General features: G+C 67.0%; 20 protein-coding genes and 1 pseudogene. 9 read left to right on the forward strand and 12 right to left on the reverse strand.

Annotated elements, in window-relative coordinates; translation table 11 throughout:
• Together hutU and AC3A3W_RS14015 are read right to left on the reverse strand one after the other, a co-directional pair.
• A partial coding sequence (gene hutU / locus AC3A3W_RS14010) for a urocanate hydratase (RefSeq protein WP_487443643.1) occupies nt 1-1,689 on the reverse strand: 1,689 nt, incomplete at its 3' end.
• 285 nt (nt 1,690-1,974) lie between these two features.
• Nucleotides 1,975-3,647, reverse strand: a pseudogene (locus AC3A3W_RS14015) (HNH endonuclease signature motif containing protein).
• 254 nt (nt 3,648-3,901) lie between these two features.
• Between AC3A3W_RS14015 and AC3A3W_RS14020 the strand changes: the two are divergent.
• Nucleotides 3,902-5,455 (forward strand): amino acid permease, encoded by a 1,554-nt coding sequence (locus AC3A3W_RS14020; RefSeq protein ID WP_487443644.1) that lies wholly within the window; start codon nt 3,902-3,904, stop codon nt 5,453-5,455.
• A 56-nt stretch (nt 5,456-5,511) separates the two neighbouring features.
• Here the strand turns inward: AC3A3W_RS14020 and AC3A3W_RS14025 are convergent, their stop codons facing one another.
• Nucleotides 5,512-6,345: an IclR family transcriptional regulator gene (locus AC3A3W_RS14025; RefSeq protein ID WP_487443645.1), complete on the reverse strand. Its 834-nt coding sequence runs from the start codon at nt 6,343-6,345 to the stop codon at nt 5,512-5,514.
• A gap of 199 nt (nt 6,346-6,544) precedes the next feature.
• Between AC3A3W_RS14025 and AC3A3W_RS14030 the strand changes: the two genes are divergently transcribed.
• From AC3A3W_RS14030 to AC3A3W_RS14040, 3 genes are all read left to right on the forward strand, one after another.
• On the forward strand, nt 6,545-7,462 hold the full coding sequence (locus AC3A3W_RS14030; RefSeq protein WP_487443646.1) for an SDR family oxidoreductase: 918 nt from the start codon (nt 6,545-6,547) through the stop codon (nt 7,460-7,462).
• Between the two features lie 236 nt (nt 7,463-7,698).
• On the forward strand, nt 7,699-7,944 hold the full coding sequence (locus tag AC3A3W_RS14035; protein ID WP_205652166.1) for a hypothetical protein: 246 nt from the start codon (nt 7,699-7,701) through the stop codon (nt 7,942-7,944).
• Nucleotides 7,945-7,985: 41 nt separating this feature from the next.
• A complete protein-coding gene (locus AC3A3W_RS14040) occupies nt 7,986-8,180 on the forward strand; it encodes a helix-turn-helix domain-containing protein (RefSeq protein ID WP_205652165.1) in 195 nt (64 codons plus the stop codon).
• A gap of 36 nt (nt 8,181-8,216) precedes the next feature.
• Here AC3A3W_RS14040 and AC3A3W_RS14045 read toward each other — a convergent pair whose 3' ends face one another.
• The 3 genes from AC3A3W_RS14045 to AC3A3W_RS14055 form a co-directional block, all read right to left on the reverse strand.
• The gene (locus tag AC3A3W_RS14045) at nt 8,217-9,134 is read right to left on the reverse strand and encodes a hydroxymethylglutaryl-CoA lyase (protein ID WP_487443647.1); all 918 of its coding nucleotides are present in this window, start codon (nt 9,132-9,134) and stop codon (nt 8,217-8,219) included.
• On the reverse strand, nt 9,134-10,405 hold the full coding sequence (locus tag AC3A3W_RS14050; protein ID WP_487443648.1) for a CaiB/BaiF CoA transferase family protein: 1,272 nt from the start codon (nt 10,403-10,405) through the stop codon (nt 9,134-9,136). The genes AC3A3W_RS14045 and AC3A3W_RS14050 overlap by 1 nt, the downstream gene beginning before the upstream one ends.
• A gap of 118 nt (nt 10,406-10,523) precedes the next feature.
• Nucleotides 10,524-11,321: an IclR family transcriptional regulator gene (locus tag AC3A3W_RS14055; protein WP_487443649.1), complete on the reverse strand. Its 798-nt coding sequence runs from the start codon at nt 11,319-11,321 to the stop codon at nt 10,524-10,526.
• A 210-nt stretch (nt 11,322-11,531) separates the two neighbouring features.
• Between AC3A3W_RS14055 and AC3A3W_RS14060 the strand changes: the two genes are divergently transcribed.
• The 3 genes from AC3A3W_RS14060 (at nt 11,532) to AC3A3W_RS14070 (ending at nt 14,370) form a co-directional block, all read left to right on the forward strand.
• On the forward strand, nt 11,532-12,371 hold the full coding sequence (locus tag AC3A3W_RS14060) for an ABC transporter ATP-binding protein (protein ID WP_205652161.1): 840 nt from the start codon (nt 11,532-11,534) through the stop codon (nt 12,369-12,371).
• A 92-nt stretch (nt 12,372-12,463) separates the two neighbouring features.
• A complete protein-coding gene (locus AC3A3W_RS14065; protein WP_487443650.1) occupies nt 12,464-13,213 on the forward strand; it encodes an ABC transporter permease in 750 nt (249 codons plus the stop codon).
• Nucleotides 13,214-13,287: 74 nt separating this feature from the next.
• The gene (locus AC3A3W_RS14070; RefSeq protein ID WP_487443651.1) at nt 13,288-14,370 is read left to right on the forward strand and encodes an ABC transporter substrate-binding protein; all 1,083 of its coding nucleotides are present in this window, start codon (nt 13,288-13,290) and stop codon (nt 14,368-14,370) included.
• 45 nt (nt 14,371-14,415) lie between these two features.
• Here AC3A3W_RS14070 and AC3A3W_RS14075 read toward each other — a convergent pair whose 3' ends face one another.
• Together AC3A3W_RS14075 and AC3A3W_RS14080 are read right to left on the reverse strand one after the other, a co-directional pair.
• A complete protein-coding gene (locus AC3A3W_RS14075) occupies nt 14,416-15,048 on the reverse strand; it encodes a flavin reductase family protein (RefSeq protein WP_487443652.1) in 633 nt (210 codons plus the stop codon).
• Between the two features lie 24 nt (nt 15,049-15,072).
• Nucleotides 15,073-15,825, reverse strand: a complete 753-nt coding sequence (locus AC3A3W_RS14080; RefSeq protein WP_487443653.1) for a 3-hydroxybutyrate dehydrogenase — start codon at nt 15,823-15,825, stop codon at nt 15,073-15,075.
• A 129-nt stretch (nt 15,826-15,954) separates the two neighbouring features.
• Between AC3A3W_RS14080 and AC3A3W_RS14085 the strand changes: the two genes are divergently transcribed.
• Nucleotides 15,955-16,872 carry a LysR family transcriptional regulator gene (locus AC3A3W_RS14085; protein WP_487443654.1) on the forward strand — a complete coding sequence of 306 codons (918 nt, stop codon included), beginning with the start codon at nt 15,955-15,957 and terminating at the stop codon, nt 16,870-16,872.
• Nucleotides 16,873-16,900: 28 nt separating this feature from the next.
• Here AC3A3W_RS14085 and AC3A3W_RS14090 read toward each other — a convergent pair whose 3' ends face one another.
• The 3 genes from AC3A3W_RS14090 to AC3A3W_RS14100 form a co-directional block, all read right to left on the reverse strand.
• Entirely contained in the window at nt 16,901-17,824 is a 924-nt protein-coding gene (locus AC3A3W_RS14090; protein WP_487443655.1) for a spermidine synthase, read from the reverse strand.
• Between the two features lie 112 nt (nt 17,825-17,936).
• Nucleotides 17,937-19,520, reverse strand: coding sequence for a D-glycero-beta-D-manno-heptose 1-phosphate adenylyltransferase (gene rfaE2, locus AC3A3W_RS14095; protein WP_487443656.1), 1,584 nt, complete (start codon nt 19,518-19,520; stop codon nt 17,937-17,939).
• Entirely contained in the window at nt 19,517-20,944 is a 1,428-nt protein-coding gene (locus tag AC3A3W_RS14100; RefSeq protein WP_487443657.1) for an aldehyde dehydrogenase family protein, read from the reverse strand. Before AC3A3W_RS14100 ends, rfaE2 begins: the two co-directional genes overlap by 4 nt.
• Before the next feature lie 224 nt (nt 20,945-21,168).
• Here AC3A3W_RS14100 and AC3A3W_RS14105 point away from each other — a divergent pair, with 224 nt between their 5' ends.
• Nucleotides 21,169-22,401 (forward strand): glycosyltransferase family 9 protein, encoded by a 1,233-nt coding sequence (locus tag AC3A3W_RS14105; protein WP_487443658.1) that lies wholly within the window; start codon nt 21,169-21,171, stop codon nt 22,399-22,401.
• On the opposite strand, the gene AC3A3W_RS14110 is transcribed toward AC3A3W_RS14105, so the two are convergent.
• Entirely contained in the window at nt 22,367-23,068 is a 702-nt protein-coding gene (locus tag AC3A3W_RS14110; RefSeq protein WP_487443659.1) for an SDR family oxidoreductase, read from the reverse strand. The genes AC3A3W_RS14105 and AC3A3W_RS14110 overlap by 35 nt on opposite strands.
• Nucleotides 23,069-23,111 lie beyond the last annotated feature (43 nt).

A 23,111-nucleotide genomic window follows, 5' to 3' on the forward strand; every position in this document is an offset into this window, starting at 1 on the left:
TTCGTTCATGGGGATGCGGACGCCGCGTTCCTTGGCGACCTCGAGGGCGCGGTCGTAGCCGGCGTCGGCGTGGCGGATGACGCCCATGCCGGGGTCGTTGGTGAGGAGGCGTGCGAGTTTTTCGGCGGCGAGGTCGGTGCCGTCGGCGACGGAGACCTGGCCGGCGTGGATGGAGCGGCCGATGCCCACGCCGCCGCCGTGGTGCAGGGAGACCCAGGTGGCGCCCGAGGCGGTGTTGAGCAGGGCGTTGAGCAGCGGCCAGTCCGCGATCGCGTCGGAACCGTCGGCCATGGCCTCGGTTTCCCGGTAGGGGGAGGCGACGGAGCCGGAGTCGAGGTGGTCGCGGCCGATCACGATGGGAGCCTTGACCTTGCCCTCCTTCACGAGCTGGTTGAACAGCAGCCCGGCCTTGGCGCGTTCGCCGTAGCCCAGCCAGCAGATCCGCGCCGGCAGGCCTTCGAACTCGACGCGCTCACCGGCGGCGTCGATCCAGCGGTGCAGGTGCTTGTTCTCGGGGAAGAGCTCCTTAATCGCGGCGTCGGTGACGGCGATGTCCTCGGGGTCCCCGGAGAGCGCGACCCAGCGGAACGGGCCCAGGCCCTCGCAGAACAGCGGCCGGATGTAGGCCGGAACGAAGCCGGGGAATTCGAAGGCCCGGGTGTAGCCGCCCTTGCGGGCCTCGTCGCGGATGGAGTTGCCGTAGTCGAACACCTCGGCGCCGGCGTCCTGGAATTCCACCATGGCCTGGACATGCCTGGCCATCGAGGCCTGGGCCTTCTTGGTGAAGCCTTCCGGGTCGGCCTCGGCCTCGCGGTGCCATTCCTCGACCGAGATGCCCTCGGGCAGGTAGCTCAGCGGGTCGTGCGCCGAGGTCTGGTCCGTGACGATGTCCACGGTGAGCTCCCCTGCCTGGTGGCGGCGCAGGATCTCCGGGAACACCTCGGCGGCGTTGCCCACATACCCGACGGACCAGCCGCGGCGCTCTTCCTTGGCCGCCAGGACTTTGGCGATGGCGGCGTCGAGGTCGGTTTCCACCTCGTCGAGGTACCGCTTGCCGGCACGGCGGCGCAGCCGGGTCTCGTCGACGTCGACGATCAGGCAGGCGCCCTCGTTCAGGGTGACGGCCAGCGGCTGGGCCCCGCCCATGCCGCCGCAGCCGCCGGTGAGGGTCAGCGTGCCGGCGAGGGTGCCGTTCTCATCCCCGGTGAGCTTGCGGGCGATCGCGGCAAAGGTTTCGAACGTGCCCTGCAGGATGCCCTGGGTGCCGATGTAAATCCACGAACCAGCCGTCATCTGCCCGTACATCATCAGGCCCTCGGCCTCCAGCCGGCGGAACTCCGGCCAGTTGGCCCAGTCACCGACGAGGTTGGAGTTCGCCAGCAGCACCCGCGGCGCCCACTCGTTCGTGCGGAACACACCCACCGGCTTGCCGGACTGGACCAGCAGCGTCTCGTCCTTCTCCATGGACTCCAAGGTCCGGGTGATCGCGTCGAACGCGGCCCAGGAACGGACCGCGCGGCCGGTACCGCCATAGACCACCAGATCGTCCGGGCGTTCGGCCACCTCGGGATCCAGGTTGTTCATGAGCATGCGCAGCGGGGCTTCCGTCTGCCAGGACTTAGCGGTGAGCTCGGTGCCGCGGGCAGCTTTGACCGGGCGGGCACCGGTAGTGAAATCGGCGGGTGCCATAAGGGGCTCCTTCGTGTTGCTGGGTGGTTCGGGGAAGTGCTTCTGTATCAACTAAAGCCCCTCCCGGGCAGGCCGGACAGGGCTTTCGAGAGGGTGCTGTCCGGGATTCCAGACGGGGCGCACGCGCGGAATGTGACGGCAGCTGCCGCGGGAGATAAACCCAGGGTCCGTCCCGGCGGCGGCGATCGTGCCCCCCCCCAAGGGACACAGCTACCGCCGATGGCAGGACGAGGCGGCAAGGGACTCGTTTTCCTAGCAGCCGCTTTTTGTGCGGGCGGCGTGTGCCTAGCGGTCCGCGTATGCCTCTGACAGAAAGAGGGCCCAGTCGCGGAAAGGGTCCTCGGCCACGGGATGATCCGTCAGTTCGGCCTCGGGCAGTAGGTCCTCGAGTGTGATCACGTCCTCGGGTGTCACCGGGTCACTGTCCGTCCCCGGAGTTCCGGGCTCGGCGTAGTCACCGCGGTTCTCGACCTGCCCGGGCACGGCGGGCCCAAGGTTCTTAGCCATGGCAAGGAGCTGGCTTGGCCACCGCGGTGGTTCCCAGTCGGGTTGTTCACTGGCATATGTGCGGCCCGTGGGCGAGATCCAGCCAGGCGGATGATTGGCGCTGGCGCCGGTGGGCGTCCATGCGGTGGTATGTCTGAGGCGGTGGTGTTTGGGGCATGGTTGACCGAGGTTGCTGATCCCAGTGGACCCGCCGTGGGACCAGGCAAGGAGATGGTCTGCGTCGTTGTCCAGGGAATGGTTGCCGCAGCCGGGGAACGTGCATTTCGCGTCCCTCAGCCCAGCCATTGCCGCAGCGTTTTGGGAATCCGGTAGCTGGTCCGCCCGATCTCCAATGGCGCACCGTCGCGCGGATCAGTCAACACTCTCAGGAACGACGACGCCCCGTCGGCAACAAGGGCGCGCCCCATGGATGGTGGAATCGGGCCGTACCCGTCCAACATGGCCGGCTCCTCGGTCAATCCCAGCAGCGACAGCACCGGAACGGTGATGAGGACCTGGGCTGCCGGGGACGGAACATCGATAAATGATGGATGGCTGGCCGGCCCGCCCTCCAGCACGCCGTGCAGCAAGCCGTCTTCGAGGGCGCCGTCGTCGCTGCCTTTGGCAATGCCAGACGGCGTTTGTTCGAGTCCAGCGGTGAGGAGCCAGGTGGCGGCGACATCGGCACGAAGCTGCGCGAGGGTTCTAGCCTCCTCCGCTCCCTGCAGTGCTCTTGCGGCGGTGGTGATGCGGTCCCAGATGCCGGCGGCCTGGCCGGCAGGCAGGTAGGCGGAAAGCCAAGCCATGCCGTCGCGGTCCGGGGTGTACTCCACCCGGCGGTCGACGACGCTGCGGGCATGGCGCTTTTCGATGCTCACCGGGTGGTGCCGTTCCCTCCAGATCCGGGCCTTTGCACGGAACCGGGCCGGTGCAAGATCCCCGACCGGACAGCCCCTGGCGGAAGTGGGCGCCTCCTGGTCCAGGAAATGCGCCTCCATACCCGCAGCACCTCCGGCGTCGAGGTTGGCGGCTTCGTCGATCATGACCCGGGCGTGCTGCCACGAAATGCTCCCGGCCTGCAGCGCGGACAGTGTCAGCGGAAGAGCGGTGGTGAGCGTGTGGGCTTCAGAGAGAAGCGAGCCGGCAGTGCGTTCGCTGACCGTCAGGGCGCACGCGATCTCAGCGGTCACGGCCATGTCCTGGGCGGTATGTTCCTGCGGAGACAGTGCGGGTGCGGCCATGGCTCTGGCGGCGTTGGCATATCCTGCGGCAAAGTGCACTTTCAGGGCGGCCATTCTTGCTTCCACCCGGGCCACTTCAGCCATGCCGTCCAGGCACGCATCCGCCTGATTCCGAAGAGGGTCCACAGCGGCCGGGCCCAGGTTTTTCGCCCCGCCGCGGACCAAAACAGCCAGCGCAGCGACGGAGGCCTCGACGGCCTCCAACGTCTCCACAGCGGCTCTGCTTTCCATATGCAAAGCATCTCAGGAGGCACCGACATTAATGAGGACGCAGGCGGGGTCGCTACGCCGGGCCGCAAGTGCCCGTTCGCGCGGGGCCCCAAGTGTCCGTTCGCGCTTCGCTGCGCCCCCCGGATGGCGGATCGCGGATGGACGGCGGACAGTCTGGAATCAAAGACACGAAAGCTCCGTGAGGCTCATCACCTGCAGCCCGGAAATGGTCTGCTGGATAGCGATCCCCCTCCCAATGACGAGAAGGTATTGGCATGCAACAAGCGCCCACAGACAGCAGGACCACCACAGACGACGGTGCCACCACGGACGGCACGACAAGGGCGCCACAGGCCGCGGCCTCCTTCGGCGCGGCGCTGGAGAAATCCGCAGGTGCCGTCCTGAACCGCGGCCTCAACGTGCGCCACATCCGTTTCATGGCCCTGGGCTCGGCGATCGGCACGGGCCTGTTCTACGGCTCGGCCTCGGCCATCCAGAAAGCCGGACCCGCCGTGCTGCTCGCCTACATTATTGGCGGCGCGGCAGTGTTCATGGTGATGCGGGCCCTGGGTGAGATGGCCGTGCGGCACCCCGTCTCGGGCTCCTTCGGGCAATATGCCGGGCGGTATCTGGGGCCACGGGCCGGTTTCATCACCGGCTGGACCTACGTCTTCGAGATGGCGATCGTGGCTATCGCGGACGTCACAGCCTTCGGCATTTACATGGGCTTTTGGTTCCCTGACGTGGACCGCTGGATCTGGATTCTTGCCATCATCTTCTTCCTGGCCGCCCTGAACCTGCTCAGTGTCAAGGTCTTCGGCGAGCTGGAGTTCTGGTTCTCCCTCATCAAGGTGGCGGCCATCATTGCCATGATCGTCGGCGGGGCCGCCATCATCGTCTTCGGCTTCCAGGCCGGAGGATCCGCTGCCGCCCCCGGGCTGGGGAACCTCGTCGAACACGGAGGATTCCTTCCCAACGGCTTCGAAGGGCTCCTGGCCTCGTTCGCTGTGGTGATGTTCGCCTTCGGCGGGATCGAGACCATCGGCATCACGGCCGGCGAGGCCGCGGATCCTAAGAAGGTGATCCCGAAGGCCGTCAACACGGTCCCCGTCAGGGTGCTGCTGTTCTACGTGCTGACCCTCGGCGTGCTGATGAGCCTGTTCCCGTGGAATGAAATCGGCAGCAACGGCAGCCCGTTTGTACAGATTTTCAGCGGGCTGGGAATCCCGGCGGCACCCCACATCCTGAATGCCGTGGTCATCACCGCGGCGCTTTCCGCCATCAACAGCGACATCTTCGGCGCAGGGCGCATCCTGTTCGGGCTGGCGGGCCAGGGCCATGCCCCACAGAGCTTCGGAAAGGTGTCCCGCCACGGCGTTCCGTGGATGACCGTAGTCATGATGGCCGGAATCCTGCTGGCCGGCGTGGTCCTGAACGCGGTGATCCCGAAGGACGTCTTTGTGCTGATCGCCTCGATCGCCACGTTCGCCACCGTATGGGTCTGGGTGATGATCCTGGCCTCGCACGTTGCCATGAAGCGCGAGATTGCCCGCAGCGGCCTCCCGGCGTCCGAGTTCCCGTCCCCGTGGTGGCCCGCGGCGTCAATCCTGACCATCGCCTTCATGGCCCTCGTGATCGCCGTCCTGGGAATCTTCGAGGAGACCCGCGTGGCCCTCTATGTTGGCGGGGCGTGGCTTGCGGCACTGCTGCTGGCCTACCAGCTGTGGGTCCGCGGCCGCGGCCGCGCCCGTGCGGAACTCGTGGACGAGACCGCCCCGCTTCCCGTGGCGAAGTCCGCTCCGGCGGATGTGGCGCACGACCGGCCGTAAGCATGCCCATCCGCGGCCGCTGGCGCAGCCCTACTGAACCGGGCTACTGAACCGGACTACTGCGCCGGCCGGCCGTGGATGCGGACCGACAGGTCGTTCGCCACCTTCTGCACCCGGGCGGCGAGCGCCGGCCATTGGTCCGCCGGCAGTTTGTCCTCGAGGAACGTGACGGCGACTGCCGCCGTCGGCCATCCCAGGTGATCCGTGACGGCGGCGGCGATGGAGCCGAAGCCGGGTGTCACCTCTCCGTGTTCCGTGGCATAGCCACGCTGGCGGACCTGGTCCAGGTGAGAGGAGAGCGCAGAGTACTTCATGATGGCCCCCTCCACTTCATGCCGGGCGCTGAAGGCGGCGGCGTTCGGGTAGAGCGCCCGGACCTGGGACTTGGGCAGCGCGGCGAGGATGGCGCGGCCGCTCGCGGTGAGGTGGCTCGGAAGCCGGACGCCGACGTCGGTCACCAGGGACGGCCGGTTCTTGGCCCGTTCCTCGACGATGTAGAGCACGTCGCGCCCGTGCAGCACGGCCAGGTGAGCGCTTTCGCCGATCGCATCGACGAGCGAGGCGAGCACGGGCCGTCCGAGGCGGGACAGGGGCTCCTGCCGCGAATAGGCCGAGCTGAGCTCGAAGGCGCTGATTCCCAGGCCGTAGCGCTGTTCCTCGTGCAGGTGCAGGACGAAACCGTTCGCCTCCATCACCCCCAGGAGGTGGTAGACGCTGGAACGCGGCAGTCCCAGCGCCGTGGCAATGTTCGACGCCGCCATCGGCCCCCGCTTGGAGGCCAGCAGTTTGAGGATACGGAGGGTATTTTCGGCCGCCGGAACTTTCGACGTCACCTTCGCCGCCGTCGGGCGGCCCGCCGATTCCCGTCGCGCGGGCGCGCTGTCTGCCATGTCATCCTCCGTCGTTACAGCCGTCGTTACGGTCCCGAAGAGGCCCCCGAAAGGGGTTCTGTCCGGGATACCGTACTAACGCTTGACTTAACTGTGCACCCTGATGACGGGTCAGAAACACCCTCAGACGGGCACCGTGTCTGGAATCCCAGACATCCCCGCACTTCCGCTGCCGAAGGCCCCTGGGTTAGCGTTAGGCATGGACTTGCCGCTGGACGGGAAAGTGGCCCTCGTCGCGGGGGCGACGCGGGGCGCCGGGCGTGGAACGGCGGTGGCCCTCGGCGAGGCCGGGGCCACCGTCTACTGCACCGGGCGCACCACGCGGCACCGCACGTCGGAGTACGGCCGGCCGGAAACCATCGAGGAGACGGCGGAACTCGTGACCGCCGCAGGCGGCACCGGTATCGCCGTCGAGGTGGACCATCTGCAGGCGGCCGGCGTGGAAGCGCTGGTGCGGCGCATCGATGACGAGCAGGGGCGCCTGGACGTCCTCGTCAATGACGTCTGGGGCGGTGAAAACCTCGTTGAGTGGAACACGCCCGTATGGGAGCACAGCCTGGACGCCGGGCTGAAGATGCTGCATGGCGCCGTGGACACGCACCTCGTCACAAGCCACTTCGCCCTGCCCCTGCTCATCCGGCGTCCTGGCGGGCTTGTGGTGGAAATGACCGACGGAACGCGGGAGTACAACGCAACCAACTACCGGCTTTCAGCGTTCTACGACCTCGCCAAGTGGGCGGTGCTGCGTCTCGCCTTCAGCCAGGCAGAGGATTTGAAACCCTTCCAGTGCACAGCGGTCGCACTGACTCCCGGGTGGATGCGTTCGGAAATGATGCTGGAGCACTATGGGGTGACCGAGGCGAACTGGCGGGACGCGGCGGCCGTCAATCCCCACTTCGCCGCGATCTCGGAGAGCCCGCGCTTCGTCGGCCGCGCCGTTGCGGCACTCGCGGCCGACCCGGACCTGGCTAGCCGCACAGGGGGTTCTTTCTCCTCCGGGGGCCTGGCCCAAGAGTACGGTTTCACCGATGTGGACGGCTCGCGGCCGGACTGCTGGCGCTATCTCACGGAGGTGCAGGACGCAAACCTGCCGGCGGCAACCCAAGGATACCGCTAGGCCCGTTCTTTGGCGGCATCCTGGCACGGCGGTTTCCAAAAACAGGTAGTTGATACCTGTTCCGAGAGGCGCCCACGGGGGAAGTGAGGTAGTTGCTACTCGTGTGGCTCTTGGTGTGAGTGTCTACTGTTGTCCGCACGGTGCACTCCCGGATCGGAGCTCCCTCCGACAATCGCAACCGGATCCCGCACCGCCAGTGAATCGACGCCAGGTCACACTGCGAAGGAGTGGTCACGATGATCCAGTTCACCGCCGATGCCCCCATCCGAACCGGACGGCTGTCCGGGTTCCTGACTAAGACACTGAGCCGCGCACGCACGGCGGCCATCCCCTACAAGATCGGCGACGCCGTGGTGGGCGATGATCCCTTCAATGGCAGGAGGGAAGGCATCGTGGAGATCCGCAACGGAACGTCGGTGGGCCTGAGGTCGGGCGGCCGCGTCTATTTCTATGACCACCGGCAGCTGAGGCGGCCGGAGTAGCCGGTGGCCAGCATGCCGTCCCGACGAAGGAGCGCGTTTCCATGTCCATTGCCAATTTGCCCACCGCTTACCTGACCATCGCCGAAGTCGCGGCAGCGCTGCGGGTGTCAAAGATGACCGTCTACCGGCTGGTCAAGTCCCATGCCTTGGCCTCCGTCCGCTTCGGGAAGTCATACCGCATTCCCGAATCGGCCGTGGAGGACTACATCAGGCAGGCCGAAACGCCGGCCGAGTAGCAGCGCGGCGAGCTCGTCCCGGCGGGCTGGCAGGGCTCACGCGGCCTTCGGAAAAACGCCCGCCCCCGCGAGCCCCGAGCGAGGTGCAGTCTCGACCTTGGCACAGATCCAGCGGCCGAGTTCCGTGGCGGCCACCGGATCGATGGAGGTCTCGAACCCCGCGCGACCCAGCATCCACACCAGGTCCTCGGTGGAAATGTTGCCGGCGGCGCCCGGGGCAAAGGGGCAGCCGCCCAGGCCTCCGACCGCGCTGTCAAAAACCCCGACGCCGGCTGCCATGGCCGCGTAGGTATTGGCCAGGGCGGTGTGGCGGGTTTCGTGCAGGTGCGCCCTCAACTGGACGCCCGTTTCCGAGCGCAGCTCGCCGAACACATCGCCAACCTGCCAGGGGACGGCGCAGCCGATAGTGTCCGCAAGGGCAATCTCCGCCAGCGCTCCGCGCTGAAGTGCGCTGCGGACGACAGCGAGAGTCTGTTCCGTGGGGACGTCGCCCTGGTAGGGGCAGCCGAAAGCGACGGCAGCGGTCACCGTGAGCGGAATCGAAGCTCCGGCGGCGATCGATGACACTTCCTCGAGTGCATCGAGGGCCGCGGCCACGGTAGTGTTCTGGTTTGCGGCGGCGAAGGCGTCAGTCACCGGCAGCACGTAATTCATCTCGTCCACGCCGGCATCCACGGCCCGGACGGCGCCCTTGGTGTTCAAAACCAAACCGATGAAGCTGGCCCCGGCATCCCGGGGGACGCCCGCCATCACCGCATCCGCGTCGGCCATCTGCGGGACCTTCCTCGGATTCACAAAGCTGACTGCCTCAATCCGTCTGGCACCCAAGGCGATGAGCTCGTTGATGAGCCGCAGCTTGTCCTGGGTACTGACCGGCACCTTTTCGTTCTGGAGCCCGTCCCGCGGACTGACGTCCACGATGGAAACTGCCCTCGAAGCCTGTGCGTCATTCATCAGATGGCACCTTCATCCTTGGCGTCCTGCAGTTCCTTGTCAGAGAGCTTGAGCAGCCCCCCGTATATATCCCGGTTGTGGGAGCCCGGCACCAGGGGCCCGCTCCAGCCGATCTCGCCTGTGCTGCGGGTCAGCTTGGGTATGATTCCGGGCTGGACAACGGTGCCCAGCTGCTCGTCCGGCACTTCCACCAGCATCCCCCTGGCACGCAGTTGGGGGTCCTCGAAGATGTCTTCAATGCTGCTGACCGGGCTGTTGGGCACTGAGTATCCGTCCAGGAGCGAGGTCAGCTCCTCATGACGAAACCCCGCAGCCCATTCGGCAATCAGTGATTCCAGCTCTTCCTGGTGGGCCCCCCGGGCCGCGTGGTTGCTGTACCGAGCGTCCGACGCCAACTCCGGTCTTCCCATGGCGGCAGCCAGCCGCACGAACACCGAGTCTTGGTTCGCAGCGATGACCACCCACTTGCCGTCGCTGGAACGGAAGATGTTCGATGGCGCGATCCCCTTGAGTCCCGAGCCACTGGGACCCGGGACAACCCCGGTTGCCGCGTAGTCCGGCACGGCACTCTCCAGGAGCGAAAAGCAGGCTTCAACGAGGGACACGTCCACCACCTGGCCCGTTCCTCCCCGGGCGTCCCGCCAATACAGGGCCAACAGGATCCCCTGCAACGCATAGAGCGATGCGAGGCTGTCCCCCAGCGAAATGCCGCTGCGCGGAGGTGCCTGGTCCGGGTAGCCGTTGAGGTACCGCAGGCCTCCGCGCGCTTCGGCGACTGAAGCGTAGCCCGGCTTTTGCGCATCCGGCCCGGTCTGGCCGTAGCCGGACACCCTGGCAATAATGAGCCCCGGGTTCACCTTCCAGAGTTCCTCGGGTGCAAGTGCCAGCTTCTCGAGGGTTCCAGGCCGGAAGTTCTCCAGGATGACGTCTGCCTCCTTGCAGAGCTCCAAGAACAGTCCACGCCCGCGCGGAGATTTGAGGTCGAGCGTCACACATTTCTTGCCGCGCGACTGCACAGACCACCAGAGCGTGTGCCCTTGGACCCTCGCCCGGCCCCATTCCCGCATGGGATCTGGCCGGTCCGGCGACTCAATCTTGATGACTTCCGCCCCGAAGTCGGCAAGCTGACGGCCCGCAAAGGGACCCGCGATCAGAGAACCAAGTTCAAGGACGCGCACGCCAGCCAAGGGACCGGCGGCGTCCGGGCAATCGGGCCGGGCGGCGGTGCGCGGGGCGGCGCCGCGCGTGGTGGTCTCGGAAACCTTCGCCATCTTTGTGACTCCTGTTCTGCCGGCGTCGGCACAATCCGGGGCAGATGCTGCGGATTAGGTTAGCGGGGAGCCTATGGAGCCGTTCTTCTCTGGCACCAGAGTCTTTCATATTGTGGACCTAAATCCACGATGCGGATAGACCCTCCTGCGGAATCGTTCCTCCGATGACCCTCGTTGACTCTTCGGCCGCGGCCAGTACGGATTCCACCCAGGAGGCGCAGACATCGTAGGGCATCCGCATCGCGGGCCCCATGACCGTCAAGGCGCCGAAGAGTTCAGCTTGGGGCCCGAAGATCGGAGCCGAAATCCCGCTCGCCCCCGAAACGCGCTCACCCGTGGTGATGGCGAACCCCTCCGCCTTGGTTTTGGCTACGGCAGCCTCCAGGCTTGCGGCGTCCGTGATCGTCTGGTCCGTCAGGGAGTGGAGCCCCGAGCGGTATATCTGTTCGGCCACATCAGGGTTCCAGGCCAGGAGGACCCGGCCGGCCGAACCCACGTGCAGCGGCATGATTTCGCCCACCTGGACCACCCGCCTAAGCATCCGCCGGGTCTCAGCAAGGGCAATGCAAACCCGCTTCCCTTGGGACTCCCGGAAGATGCAGGCCGTCTCTCCGAGTTCGTCACGCAGCCTCCGCAGCACGGGAGTGAGCAATTCGAGGAAGTCGAGCCCTTGGGTGGCCGGGGCCGCCCAGTGGGCCATCCGGACTCCGACGCGGAACCGGTCCCCATGGCGGTCCAGGATGCCCTCCTGAACCATGTTCGCAACGAGGCGCTGAACCGTGGAGTGGGGTACGCCGGTAGCCGACCGGATTTCGCTCAGCGAAAGCTCAGGCTGGGCGAGCGAAAAGGCATCCAGGATGGACGTGATCTTTCTAAGAACCAGCAAAGGCGTGACCGAGGTTTCGTTGGAACTCATGGACAAAGTGTAGGAGCCCGCGGCCCGTTGAGTGTGACCTGGGTTACTGCTACCATCAAGTCCACATCATGATGGTGAACCCACGATGTGAAAATAATGTCCAAATCGTCAGAGCCGACGCAGCGGGCGTGGAAGCGACGCAACACGTTCCCGACCATGAGAATCCGCCGCGATAGCAATCGGCCAGCGCCGGCCGGGAAGAGTGCAATGATGCCAGCTGCACAAGCAGACACGTCAACGTACGCGGTGGAGCTCACCGGGTGCACCAAGCAATTCCCCACGCCCGGGGGCGAAACCTACGTCGCGGTCCGCGACATAAACCTCAAGGTCGAACCAGGCCGGTTCGTCTCGATTGTCGGCCCCACCGGCTCCGGCAAATCCACGATCCTCAACATGGCGGCCGGGCTTCTGGATCCCAGCTCGGGCGGTGTGAAGAGCTTTGGGCAACCCGTGAGTGGAGTAAACCGCCGGGCGTCCTACATGTTCCAGCAGGACCCCCTCCTGCCGTGGAAGACGGTGATCGACAACGTGAGTCTCGGCCTGACCATGGCCGGCGTGTCGAAGGCAGAGGCCCATGCGGAATCGCGGCGCTGGCTCGAGAAGGTAGGGCTCAAGAATTTCGCGGACCGCTACCCGCATCAGCTCAGCGGCGGCATGCGCAAGCGCACAGCGATCGCCCAGGCCTGGATCGTCAATCCCGACATCCTGCTCATGGACGAGCCCTTTTCAGCCCTCGACGTACAGACGCGCCAGATCATGGAGAACGAGCTTCTGCAGCTCTGGCAGGAATCCGGCAAGGCGGTCGTCTTCATCACTCATGACCTGGACGAAGCGATCGCGTTATCCGATGAAGTCGTCATCCTTGGCGCAGGCCCCGGAAGCACCGTGGTGGGAAGCTACACCATCGACATCCCCCGGCCGCGTGATCTCCTCGACATCCGCGACGACCCCAAGTTCGTCACTCTTCACCGCGAAATCTGGGGCAGGTTGAAGATCGAAGTCTCAAAGACCTACGAAACGGCACTGGCGGAAGAAGGCGAAGTCGCGTGACTCTCCTCGGATCAAGGAAAAACGGGCCCTCGGCGACACAGGACGGGAGCGTTCCCCGACGCCGCCCGCGCGGGGAGATGTCTGCGCTGGCGATGCGGAGCACACAGCTCCTCCTCACCGTTGCGGTCCTGGGCGCCTGGGAGCTTTCTGCGCGAGCCGGGATTGTGGACGAATTCTTCTTCCCGCTTCCGACGGACATCTTCCAGACGGTGTGGGTGTGGGTATCGTCGGGGTTCGTGTTCCCACACCTGTGGGTCACCATGCAGGAGGCCATCCTGGCCTTTCTGGTGGGTGCCGCCGTCGGCCTTCTCCTGGGTTTCGTCCTTGCGAGGGTGCGCTTCCTTGAGAGGCTCCTGGATCCGTTCCTGCAGATGTTCAACGCTCTTCCCCGCGTGGTGCTGGCCCCGATCTTCCTGCTCTGGTTCGGGCTGGGAATCTGGTCAAAGGTCGCATTCGGCTTCACACTCGTGTTCTTCATTGTTTTCTTCAACACCCTCGAGGGCGTCAAGAGCGTTGACCGTGTTCTGGTGGACAATGCACGGATGCTGGGGGCGTCCGAAAAGCAGCTCCTCCGCCATGTGTTTATCCCCAGCGCGCTGACCTGGATCTTCTCTAGTCTGCACATCAGCGTGGGTTTTGCCATCACGGGCGCCGTTGTGGGCGAATACCTCGGCGCTTCCGCCGGCGTCGGCTACGCGATCGCCCAGGCCCAGGGCGTCTTCGACACCAAGGGCGTCTTTGCCGGGATGTTCATCCTGATGATCGTGGTCCTGATCATCGACCTCCTCGTCAACCGCCTGGAACGGCACCTGCTCCGGTGGCGCCCAGTCCGGTCCTCGTAACAGACCAGCGCCCTGCACGGCCCGGCCCTGCAGGGCGTGAACCACGCACCATCACCGCCTGAAAGGGATACCCGATGACACAGAACACAAACCGGCAGAGGCGCCGGGGCATCATCCGGCCACTGACCCTGGTTGCCGCCCTTGCTCTCGTACTCTCAGCCTGCGGCGCTCCGGCCGCTGCGCCTCCGGGCCAGACCGGCACCGGAGCCGCCGGTGGTGGCGGCGGAGGCTCCAAGGTGGTCATCGGCATTGGCGGCCAGACCCTTCTGACCTACCTTCCGACCACCCTGGCGCAGGAGCTGGGCTACTACCAGGACGAGGGTGTGAACGTCGAACTCCAGGACCTCCAGGGCGGATCGAAGGCCCTGACGGCCATGATCGGTGGCAGCACGCACGTGACCAGCGGTTACTACGAGCACACGATCCAGATGCAGGCGAAGAACCAGAAGGTCAAAGCCTTCGTTGACATGGGCGAGTCCTCAGGCCTTGCCCTGCTCGTGGCGCCGAAGAATGAGGGCAAGATCAAGTCCATCGCAGACCTCAAGGGCAAGAACGTCGGTGTGACGTCTCCCGGGTCCTCCACGGACATGTTCGTCAAGTTCCTGCTGGCCAAGAACGGCATGCAGCAGACGGATGCGGCGGTTTCCGCCATAGGAGCCGGTTCCTCCGCTGTTGCCGCCATGGAACAGGGCCAGGTGGATGCCGCGGTAATGCTCGAACCTGACATCTCCGTTCTGACAAAGCGGATCGGACACGAACCGGTGCTTCTCGAGGATGTCCGCACTGCGGAGGGGCTCAGGGAAGTGTTCGACACCGACTCATGGCCTTCCTCGAGCCTTTACGCCAAGACTGAATGGTTGGACCAGAACAAGGAGACGGCCGGCAAGCTCGCCAAGGCCATCAAGCGCACCCTTGAATACATCGACGGACATTCCGGTGAGGAGATCGCGGCGGCGATGCCGGAGAAATTCTCGGGCGGAGACAAGGCTCTGTACGCCAAGGTGATCGAGGAACTGAAGGTGACGCTGAGCAAGGACGGTGCCTTCACCGAGGAAGGTGCCCAGGCGGTGCTGAAGACCCAGCAGGTGGCCAACCCTGAAGTCGGGGACAAGGACATCAAGCTGGAGGAAACCTACACGAATGAATTCTTGAAGTAGAGGCACCCGGCGGGCCTGTCATCCACAGGCGATGGTGGGCCCGCCTCACTCGTCCGGCGCGTCCCGCCGCCGGAAGTCCCCAGGCCATTCGGCCTTGCGGATCCTCCCCAGCTCCTTGACTGTTCCGAGGTGCCCCCACTCATCCCGCCCGAGCCGGGCGAGTGGTCCGAGGAGATCGATCCTCGGGTGGCTCCCTTCCAGAACCGCGGTGGAGATCGCAGCATGGGTGACCTCGCCGAACACCAGGACGCAGTCGCCCATTGCCAGTGTTGAATGCAACCGGCATTCGAGGGCCACCGGAGACTCCGCCACCCGCGGCACGCTGACCGTCAGGCCCGGTTCGCGGGTCACGCCAGCGGCGTCGAACTCGCTGACGTCGGGCGGAAAGTTGGTGCCCGTAGCGTTGACCTCGGCCATGAACTCAGCCGGCGCGAGATTGACCACGAACTCCCCGCGTGCCGAGATGTTCCGCAGCGAATCCTTTCTGCCCACCGAAGTGAACTGGATGATCGGCGGCGTCACCGAGGCGACGGTGAAGAAGGAATGGGGCGCGAGATTGTCGACACCCTCGGCGGAGGTGCTGGACACCCAGGCGATGGGGCGGGGAACAACAACGGCCGTCAGCAGCCGGTAGAACTCCGCGGACGGCAACTCAGCGGGACTGAAATCCTTGCGCATTCCGCCAGCCTAGCCGGGTGTTGTCTACCGTGCCGACCAGCCGCCGTCCATGGTGTAGCTCGCGCCCGTGACCATGCCGGCGTCGTCCGACGACAGCCAACCAACAAGGGAGGCGACTTCCTCCGGCTCCACCAGCCGTTTGATGGCGGACTCCGTCAGCATGACCTTGGCGAGGACCTCCGATTCGGGGATGCCGTGCACCCGGGCCTGGTCGGCAATCTGCTTTTCCACGAGCGGCGTGCGGACGTATCCGGGATTGATGCAGTTCGATGTGACGCCGTGCTCGCCGCCCTCCAGCGCCGTTACCTTGCTCAGTCCTTCCAGGCCGTGCTTCGCGGAGACGTAGGCGCTCTTGTACGGCGAGGCCCGGATCCCGTGCACGGAGGACACGTTGATGATGCGGCCGAAGCCATTGGCATACATATGCGGGAGGGAAGCCCGCACCAGCAGGAAGGGTGCCTCGAGCATCAGGGTGAGGATCCGGCGGAACGCTGCCGGCTCGAAGTCCTCGATGGGGCCGATGTGCTGGATGCCGGCGTTGTTGACCAGGATGTCGCAGTCCAGGCTCAGCGCCGCTAAGGCATCCACGTCCAGGAGGTCCACGCCCCAGGCCGTGCCGCCCAGTTCGTCGGCGAGGGCTGCGGCCCCCTCCTCGTCCACGTCGGCCACCACTACTTTGGCACCACGGGCAGCGAGCTCCCGCGCACAGGCCGCGCCTATCCCGCTGGCGCCGCCGGTCACCACGGCCTTGCGGCCGTTCAGGGTCTTTCCGCTCATGCTCTGCTCCTCTAAGTGTCCGCGCTGACACGTGCCGTCTCGCGGCACTTCCGGTTCACCTGAGTATTGCTGCAGAGACTTCCCGGCTCAATAGCTAATCCGGCACGTAATTCGTGCAAAATTGCAGATATGGAAGCCAACCCCGATGACCTGCTGGTGCTGCTCGCGGTGTCCCGCTCGGCGAAATTCACGACGGCGGCCCAGGTTTTGGGGCTGAACCACACCACCGTGTCCCGCAGGATCGCGGCCCTGGAAAAGGCGCTCGGAGGGCGTGTCCTCTCCCGGGCGGCGGGCGGCTGGGAACTCACCGAACTCGGCGCGCAGGCGGTCATGGTTGCCGAACAGGTTGAAACCGCGGTGCGTGCCCTCGGGCCTTCCGGCCGGCCGCCCGACCCGGTGACCGGCGTCGTGCGCATGACCGCCACGGACGGCTTCAGCGCATACATCGCCGCCCCGGCGGTGGCGAAGCTGCGCAGGGACCACCCCGGCCTCAGCGTGGAGATCGTCACTGTCACGAGGCGGGCGCTCCAGCAGCGCTCCGGGCTCGACATCGAGGTGGTGGTGGGTGAGCCGCAGGTGCACCGGGCCGAGGCCTTCCGCCTCGGCGAATACGTGCTGGGCATGTACGCCTCCCGCTCGTACCTGGTGGAGAACGGAACGCCGGACTCGGTGGAGTCCCTGACAACGCATCCGCTGGTGTACTTCGTGGACTCCATGCTGCAGGTGGACGACCTCGACGCTCCGCGGCGCCTCGTGCCGGCGATGCGGGACGGCGTGAGCTCCACCAACGTGTTCGTCCACGTGGAGGCCACCCGTGCCGGCGCCGGCATCGGGTTCCTGCCGTGCTTCATGGGAGACCGGCACGCAGACCTCGTGCGCCTGCTGCCGGAACAGTTCGCGGAGCGCCTCCCCTACTGGATGGTGCTCCGGCCGGACTCCATGCGGCGGCCCGCCGTCGCGGCCGTGGTCCAGGCCGTGCGCGAAGAGGTGACGGCCAACCGGGAGTCTCTGCTGGGGCGCGGCAGAACCCCATCGATTGCTCCGTAACTGCCCTTTTGAAGCGTGGGAAGGGCAGTTACGGAGCAGTCGATGGAGGTAAGGGCGGGGGAGGCAGCGGATCGTGGCGGACCGCCGCCCCGGCTGCGAAGGCGCGGACTCTCGCGTCGTCCCAGATATGGGCGGGGACGGCGCCCCCGAGGAGCCGGCGGGCCAGGTGGGGATCGTCGTCGAACGGCCGGTCACTGCCCGCCATCACCATGTTGCCGTAGCGGCGTCCCTTGAGCATGGCCGGATCAGCGATGATCACCGTGTGCTCAAAGGCGGCGGCGATGGTGGCGGCATCCTCGCGGGCGCTCTTGAGGTCCGGCCCGTCCCCCGAATTCACGACATAGACGCCGCCCGGTGCCAGCACCCGCTTCGCGTGTTCGGTGAACTCGGCCGTGGTCAGCGGCCGCGGTGTGAGGGCACCGGCGAAGACGTCCCTGACGATGAAGTCGCGGGTCTCTGGCGTCAGTGTTTCGGTCACGGCCCGGGCCTCCCCGACACGAAGGCGCAACAGCGGCGCTTTGGGGAGGTCAAACCAGCCGCGGACGTATTCGGCGAGTTTCCCGTCCAGTTCAACCACCACCTGCCGCGCCTCGGGATAGGCGGCGTGGAAGTAACGGGCCAGCGAACAGGCGCCGCCGCCCAGGTGGAGGCCGCGCAGCCTGGGCCGGGCTTCCGGAGGCCAGCGGGACTCGATGAGGGCGGCCATCCAGCGCATGTACTCGAAGTCAAGGAACAGCGGATCGGCGAGGTCGATGTGCGAGCTCATCACACCGTTGATGCGCAGCAGCCAGCCGCTGGAGTTGTCCTGGTCCGCGATCAGTTCGCAGTCTCCGGTGTCGATGTAGTAGACGCCCTCGACGGGCCCGTCCGGGCGGGCACCCTTGGGCAGCTCCACGACTCCACGGGCGCCGGCGTCGGCTGTCCGGCCGCTGGCCTTGCCGCGCCGTGCCATCAGTTTTCCGCCGCTTCGGTCATGCCTCAACCCTAGTTGACGGTGGGGCTTGGGCCTGCCGAAATCTGGGCTTGGACCAGCCCTCGATCTCGACAAGCCCGGTCGGCGGAAGCTACGGTTCAGAAACCGCCGTCTCAGAAACCACTGCGCCTTCCCCGTTGCGGATACGCTGCACCATCGCGGTGGTGGAGCGCTCCGCCACATAGTCCAGGATGCAGACCCGCCCGCCGTAGGCCTCCACTGCCTCCGTTTCGGCCAGCATCTCCGGCGTGTAGTCGCCGCCCTTGGCGTAGATTTCGGGACGCAGCTGCTCGATCAGGGGTATGGGCGTGGGGGTGTCGAAGACGGTCACGTAGTCCACGCAGCTCAGGGCGGCGATCACGGCGGCACGGTCCGCCACGCTGTTGATGGGGCGCTCCGGTCCCTTGAGCCTGCGCACGGACTCGTCACTGTTGAGTGCCACCACCAGGATGTCGCCCAGCTGCTTGGCCTGGTTCAGGTAGCGGGTGTGGCCGCTGTGCAGCACGTCGAAGCAACCGTTGGTCAGGACAACCCGCTGGCCGTCGCTGCGGTGGGCACGGATGTGCCGTTCCAGCTCGTCCGCCGTCAGAGCCGTGTCCGCGAAGCTTTCCAGGTAGCGCCCCAGCTCATCTGTGCCGCACACGGATGTTCCCGGGTGGTGCACCACGACGTCCGCTGCCGCCTGCGCCAGGTCGAGGCTGGCGGTCAGGGGGAGGGAAGCGGCGCGGGCCAGGGTCAGCGCGGCCACGAACGTGTCGCCCGCGCCGGAGGCCTGCTTCTCCGTGGCCGGCCGCGCCCAGGTCCGGTGGGAGGTGCCGTCGGCCATCACCAGGACAGTGCCGTCGCGGTCCAGGGTGACCACCACCGCCCGGGCACCCGTGGCCTTCAGCAGCTGCTGCCCGTGCCGAGTCACCACGGCGGCGCGCTCCGGACCGCCCGACAGGCAGCAATCCAGCAGCCTCGCGGCCTCCTGCGCGTTGGGCGTAGCGAGGTCCGGTTCCAAACGCGCCCACGGGCGGGGGTCATGGGCATCCACCACCACCAGCTGGTTCGGTCCGCGCCGGGCCAGGGCACCGGTGAGCCGGTGGCGGACGGGCCCAGCCAGCACGCCCGTCCCGTAATCGCAGATCACCACGGCGTCCTGGCGTTCGACGGCGGCCGGCAGCACAGCGGCGAGCGCCGCCAGCGCGTCTTCCGGGACTTCAGCGGCGGCATCGTCGAAGCGGAGCAGGACCTGCCCGCCGCTGCTGATGCGGATTTTCGTCGTGGTCACAAAGTCCGGGTCTTCCATCAGGAAGGTGGTGTCGACGCCGGCGGCCAGCAGCTGGCGCTTGAGCTCCGTGCCGGCGTCGTCCGTTCCGATGAGTCCGGCCACGCTCACCCGGGCACCTAAGGAAGCCAGGTTCATGGCGGTGTTCGCGGCGCCGCCCGGGGAGAATTCGCGGCGGTTGATGTCCACGACCGGGGCTGGAGCTTCACGGCACATCCTGTCGCTGGGGCCACTCCACCATCCGTCGAGAATCAGGTCGCCCACCACGAGGACTGCCGGGCGTTCCTCGGCAAGCCGCCGCGGAAGCCACGCCGCCAGGCCGCGCTGCTCCGAGAGCTCCGGCCCGTGCCCGTCAGGCAAGTTCTGGCCGCCAGCTCCCGCTTCGCCGGCACCGCCGGCCGTCATTCTGCCAGGCCTTCCGAGGAGGAGCCGCTCCCGCTACCGGGGGCCGCCGCCATGTGCACCACCTTGACCCTGGTGAATTCATCCAGGAGCTCCGGCCCGTAGCCGAAGCCCTGACCGCTTGCGCCGCGCGGCTGGGCGGAACCGCCCGGGGCCCCGCCGAACACGTCGTTGACCTTGACGGTGCCTACCGGAAGGGCCGCGATTGCCTGCTGGGCGTGGGCGATGCTCCCGGTCAGGACCGTCGCGGCCAGCCCGTACCGGCCCGCGGCGGCCAGCTGGAGGCCTTCCCCAAAGCTGTCCACGACGCGCACCGGGGCAACCGGGCCGAAGGTCTCCTCGGCCATGACCTCCATGGAGTCCGTGCAGTCGAGCAGGACTGTGGCGGGATAAAAGGCACCAGGACCGTCGGGAACCGTCCCGCCCTCGAGCGCCCGCGCGCCGAGCCGCAAAGACTCAGAGACATGCCGGTGGACCGTCTCCCGCAGCCGCGTGTCCACGAGCGGCGCGATCCCGACCCGGTTACGGGTTCGGGCCTGCGCCGCGAGCGCATCGCAAAACTGCTCCGCAACGGCCCGGTGGACATAGATGCGCTCCACCGAGGTGCAGATCTGGCCGCTGTTGCTGAACGCGCCGACGGCTGCCTGTTCCGCGGCCCATTCAGGGTCCACATCCTCATCAACCACGAGCGGATCGTTGCCGCCGTTTTCCCGGATTACGTGGGCGCCGGTGAGCACCGCGGCCTGGGCAATGCGGGCGCCGCTGTCGCTGGACCCAACGTGCGCAAAGACGTCTATGGACGGCTGCTGCGTGAGGAGTGAACCGACGTCGGCGCCTCCGGTCAGGGTCTGCAGGACATCCGGCGGAAAGGCAGGCGCCAGCACTTGGCCAAGCCGTTCGCCGACGCCGGGGCAGCGCTCGCTGGGCTTGTGGACGACGGTGTTCCCGGTGACCAGCGCGGCGCCGATCAGTCCGCAGGCTACGGCGACGGGATCGTTCCACGGCGTCAGCAGGACGGCCACGCCGCGGGGCTCCGCTGCCGTGTAGTCGGCCGCCAACGTGTTGCCCCGAAGGCTGTGGCCGCGGTGCACCGGCCCGAGCTCGGCATATTGCTCCAGCGTGGCAACTCCCGCAGCCACGCCGGCCCGGGCCTCCTCCACAGGACGGCCGGTTTCCCGCGCGTTGATCTCCGCCAGCTCCGCGGCCTTTTCGTCCAGGGCGGCAGCGGCGGCACGCAGGAGCCTGCCCCGTTCCGCCGGCGGCGTGGCAGACCAGGCCGGCTGGGCGACGCGGGCGGCCGCCACGGCACGTGCCACGTCCTCGCGCCGGGCAGAAGCAAACGTTCCCACAACGTCGCCGGTGCGGGGGTCCCTGATGGTGAGCTGAGCTGGTGCAGTTGTCTGGAAAGCCTGGGTAGTCGTGTGCATGGGGCTCCTCGCTGTGCAGGCTGCTGGTCCATGTGGCTCCGGTCCATGACGCTCCGGTTCGTGCCGTCTCCTGACCTCATCCGTACCCCTCCGCCGGTTCTTTACACGCCCGCACCATCACGAGTTTTCGGTGCTGGCGGCCCGCGAGTGCGGGGCCGTATGGTGGGCTCCACGGAAAGCGCACCGCCCCGTCCCGACCCGTCCGAACCCGAAGGGCTGACGCCATGGAGCAACTCACCGCAGATTTCGGCGGAGCACGCATCACCGGGCACGGAGTGGGCCCGGTCCTGGAGAAATTCGCCGGGGTCTCGCGGATCGCGGTGCTGCGCGGCGGCGGCCTGGGCGACCTGATGTATGCCCTGCCGGCCGTTGCGGCGCTGAAGGCCGCCTATCCGGAGGCCTCCGTCACCCTCCTCGGCACGCCCATCCACGCGGAGCTGCTGTCCCGGATCGACTCGCCGGTGGACGAAACGGTAGTCCTGCCGTTCTCGGAAGGTGTGCGGCCGGGAGTGGAGGGTGAAGGGGAGCTGACGGAATTCTTCGACCGCATGCAGTCCAGGAAGTTCGACCTTGCCGTCCAGGTGCACGGCGGCGGGCGCTTTTCCAACCCGTTCCTCCTCCGGCTGGCGGCCCGCCACACTGTGGGCACCGGCACCCCGGATGCGGCCCGGCTGGAGCGGACCCTCCCCTACCTGTACTACCAGCACGAGCCGCTCCGGGCACTTGAGGTGGCGGGCCTCGCCGGCGCACCGCCGGTGGGGCTGGAGGCCAGGATCCGTGCCCTGCCGGAGTTCCGGCAGCAGCTCACCGCGACGGTGGACGCGCTGTTTCCCGGCGCGCTTCCCTCAGCATTTCCCTCAGCCAGGGCTGTGGGCACCGTGGCAGGCGGCACCGTCGTGATCCATCCGGGCGCCACGGACCCACGCCGCCGGTGGCCGGCGGAGCGCTTTGGGGCGGTCGCCCGGAAAGCGTCCGACGACGGCTTCCGGGTCCTGGTGGTCGGTGACCGCACCGAAAAGGAACTGGCGGAAGCGGTGGTGGAGCACGCCGTCGGCCGCGTGGCCATGCACACCCCACCTCACGGAGCGCCACAGGTGGGGTCACTCGCGGGCGAACTTGGACTCGGGGAGCTCGCGGTCCTGCTCGCCGAATGCAGCGTGGTGGTGGCGAACGACAGCGGTCCGCGTCACCTGGCGCAGGCGCTCGGCACGCCCACGGTGGGCGTTTTCTGGGCCGGCAACGCGATCAACGCAGCTCCGCTGGGGCGCAGCCTGCACCGGATCCACCTCGGCTGGGCCACCCGCTGCCCCGTCTGCGGCATCGACATCACCCAGGTGGGCTGGACGGCGCCGCGCTGCCGGCACGATGAGTCGACGGTGGAGGCGGTCACCCCCGAATCTGTCTACGAGGACGTTCTCCAGCTCACGGCCATGAACCTTCCTCCTCGTGGCAGATGAGCATCTCGCGGATCTCGCAGCCGGCCGGCTGTGACAGCACGAACAGGATTGCCTGGGCAACGTTGGCGGGGTCGTTGAGGCGGGAATCGTCCTGCGGCTTGTACTGCTCGGCCCGGTCGTCGAAGAACCGCGTTTTCATGCCGCCCGGGATCATGGTGGTCACGCCGATCTCACCGCCCGTTTCGGCCGCCAGCGAGTGGCTGAACCCCACGACGCCGAACTTCGACGCGCAGTAGGCCGTGGCCTCCGGAAGCGCCCGCTTGCCCAGCGTCGAGGCGACGGTCACCACCCGCCCGCGGGATGCCTTCAGGTATGGCAGCGCCGCACGGACCACGGATACGGTTCCCATCAGGTTGACGCCGATGACGCGTTCCCATTCGTCTGCTCCGACGTCTTCGAGCTTTCCGCAGCGGTCAATTCCGGCCGCCGTGACCACTGCGTCCAGGCCGCCCAGCGTGTCGGCGGCCTGCACTACTGCCTCAGTCACGGCCGCGCGGTCCGAGACGTCCACCTCGAAGGCCTTCGCGGCGGCGACAGTGCGGATGTCCCGGTCCAGCACCACAGGAGTCCCGCCCGCCTTCAGGACGGCGTCGACGACGGCGGCCCCGAGGCCGGAGGCTCCGCCCGTAACCAGCACCCGGCCGGGCCGGAAAGTCGTTTCATTCATGGTGTTCCTTTCGTTCGGGTCTGTTCAGGTTTGTCTGGTGGCA

The organism is Arthrobacter sp. Soil_N43 (assembly GCF_057655195.1).

Excerpts from the sequence above, each read along its gene's own strand:
- AC3A3W_RS14020 (WP_487443644.1), top strand. The coding sequence starts at position 3,902 with ATGCAACAAGCGCCCACAGACAGCAGGACCACCACAGACGACGGTGCC.
- AC3A3W_RS14025 (WP_487443645.1), bottom strand. The coding sequence starts at position 6,345 with ATGGCAGACAGCGCGCCCGCGCGACGGGAATCGGCGGGCCGCCCGACG.
- AC3A3W_RS14030 (WP_487443646.1), top strand. The coding sequence starts at position 6,545 with ATGGACTTGCCGCTGGACGGGAAAGTGGCCCTCGTCGCGGGGGCGACG.
- AC3A3W_RS14035 (WP_205652166.1), top strand. The coding sequence starts at position 7,699 with ATGATCCAGTTCACCGCCGATGCCCCCATCCGAACCGGACGGCTGTCC.
- AC3A3W_RS14040 (WP_205652165.1), top strand. The coding sequence starts at position 7,986 with ATGTCCATTGCCAATTTGCCCACCGCTTACCTGACCATCGCCGAAGTC.
- AC3A3W_RS14045 (WP_487443647.1), bottom strand. The coding sequence starts at position 9,134 with ATGAATGACGCACAGGCTTCGAGGGCAGTTTCCATCGTGGACGTCAGT.
- AC3A3W_RS14050 (WP_487443648.1), bottom strand. The coding sequence starts at position 10,405 with ATGGCGAAGGTTTCCGAGACCACCACGCGCGGCGCCGCCCCGCGCACC.
- AC3A3W_RS14055 (WP_487443649.1), bottom strand. The coding sequence starts at position 11,321 with ATGAGTTCCAACGAAACCTCGGTCACGCCTTTGCTGGTTCTTAGAAAG.
- AC3A3W_RS14060 (WP_205652161.1), top strand. The coding sequence starts at position 11,532 with ATGCCAGCTGCACAAGCAGACACGTCAACGTACGCGGTGGAGCTCACC.
- AC3A3W_RS14065 (WP_487443650.1), top strand. The coding sequence starts at position 12,464 with ATGCGGAGCACACAGCTCCTCCTCACCGTTGCGGTCCTGGGCGCCTGG.
- AC3A3W_RS14070 (WP_487443651.1), top strand. The coding sequence starts at position 13,288 with ATGACACAGAACACAAACCGGCAGAGGCGCCGGGGCATCATCCGGCCA.
- AC3A3W_RS14075 (WP_487443652.1), bottom strand. The coding sequence starts at position 15,048 with ATGCGCAAGGATTTCAGTCCCGCTGAGTTGCCGTCCGCGGAGTTCTAC.
- AC3A3W_RS14080 (WP_487443653.1), bottom strand. The coding sequence starts at position 15,825 with ATGAGCGGAAAGACCCTGAACGGCCGCAAGGCCGTGGTGACCGGCGGC.
- AC3A3W_RS14085 (WP_487443654.1), top strand. The coding sequence starts at position 15,955 with ATGGAAGCCAACCCCGATGACCTGCTGGTGCTGCTCGCGGTGTCCCGC.
- AC3A3W_RS14090 (WP_487443655.1), bottom strand. The coding sequence starts at position 17,824 with ATGGCACGGCGCGGCAAGGCCAGCGGCCGGACAGCCGACGCCGGCGCC.
- rfaE2 (WP_487443656.1), bottom strand. The coding sequence starts at position 19,520 with ATGACGGCCGGCGGTGCCGGCGAAGCGGGAGCTGGCGGCCAGAACTTG.
- AC3A3W_RS14100 (WP_487443657.1), bottom strand. The coding sequence starts at position 20,944 with ATGCACACGACTACCCAGGCTTTCCAGACAACTGCACCAGCTCAGCTC.
- AC3A3W_RS14105 (WP_487443658.1), top strand. The coding sequence starts at position 21,169 with ATGGAGCAACTCACCGCAGATTTCGGCGGAGCACGCATCACCGGGCAC.
- AC3A3W_RS14110 (WP_487443659.1), bottom strand. The coding sequence starts at position 23,068 with ATGAATGAAACGACTTTCCGGCCCGGCCGGGTGCTGGTTACGGGCGGA.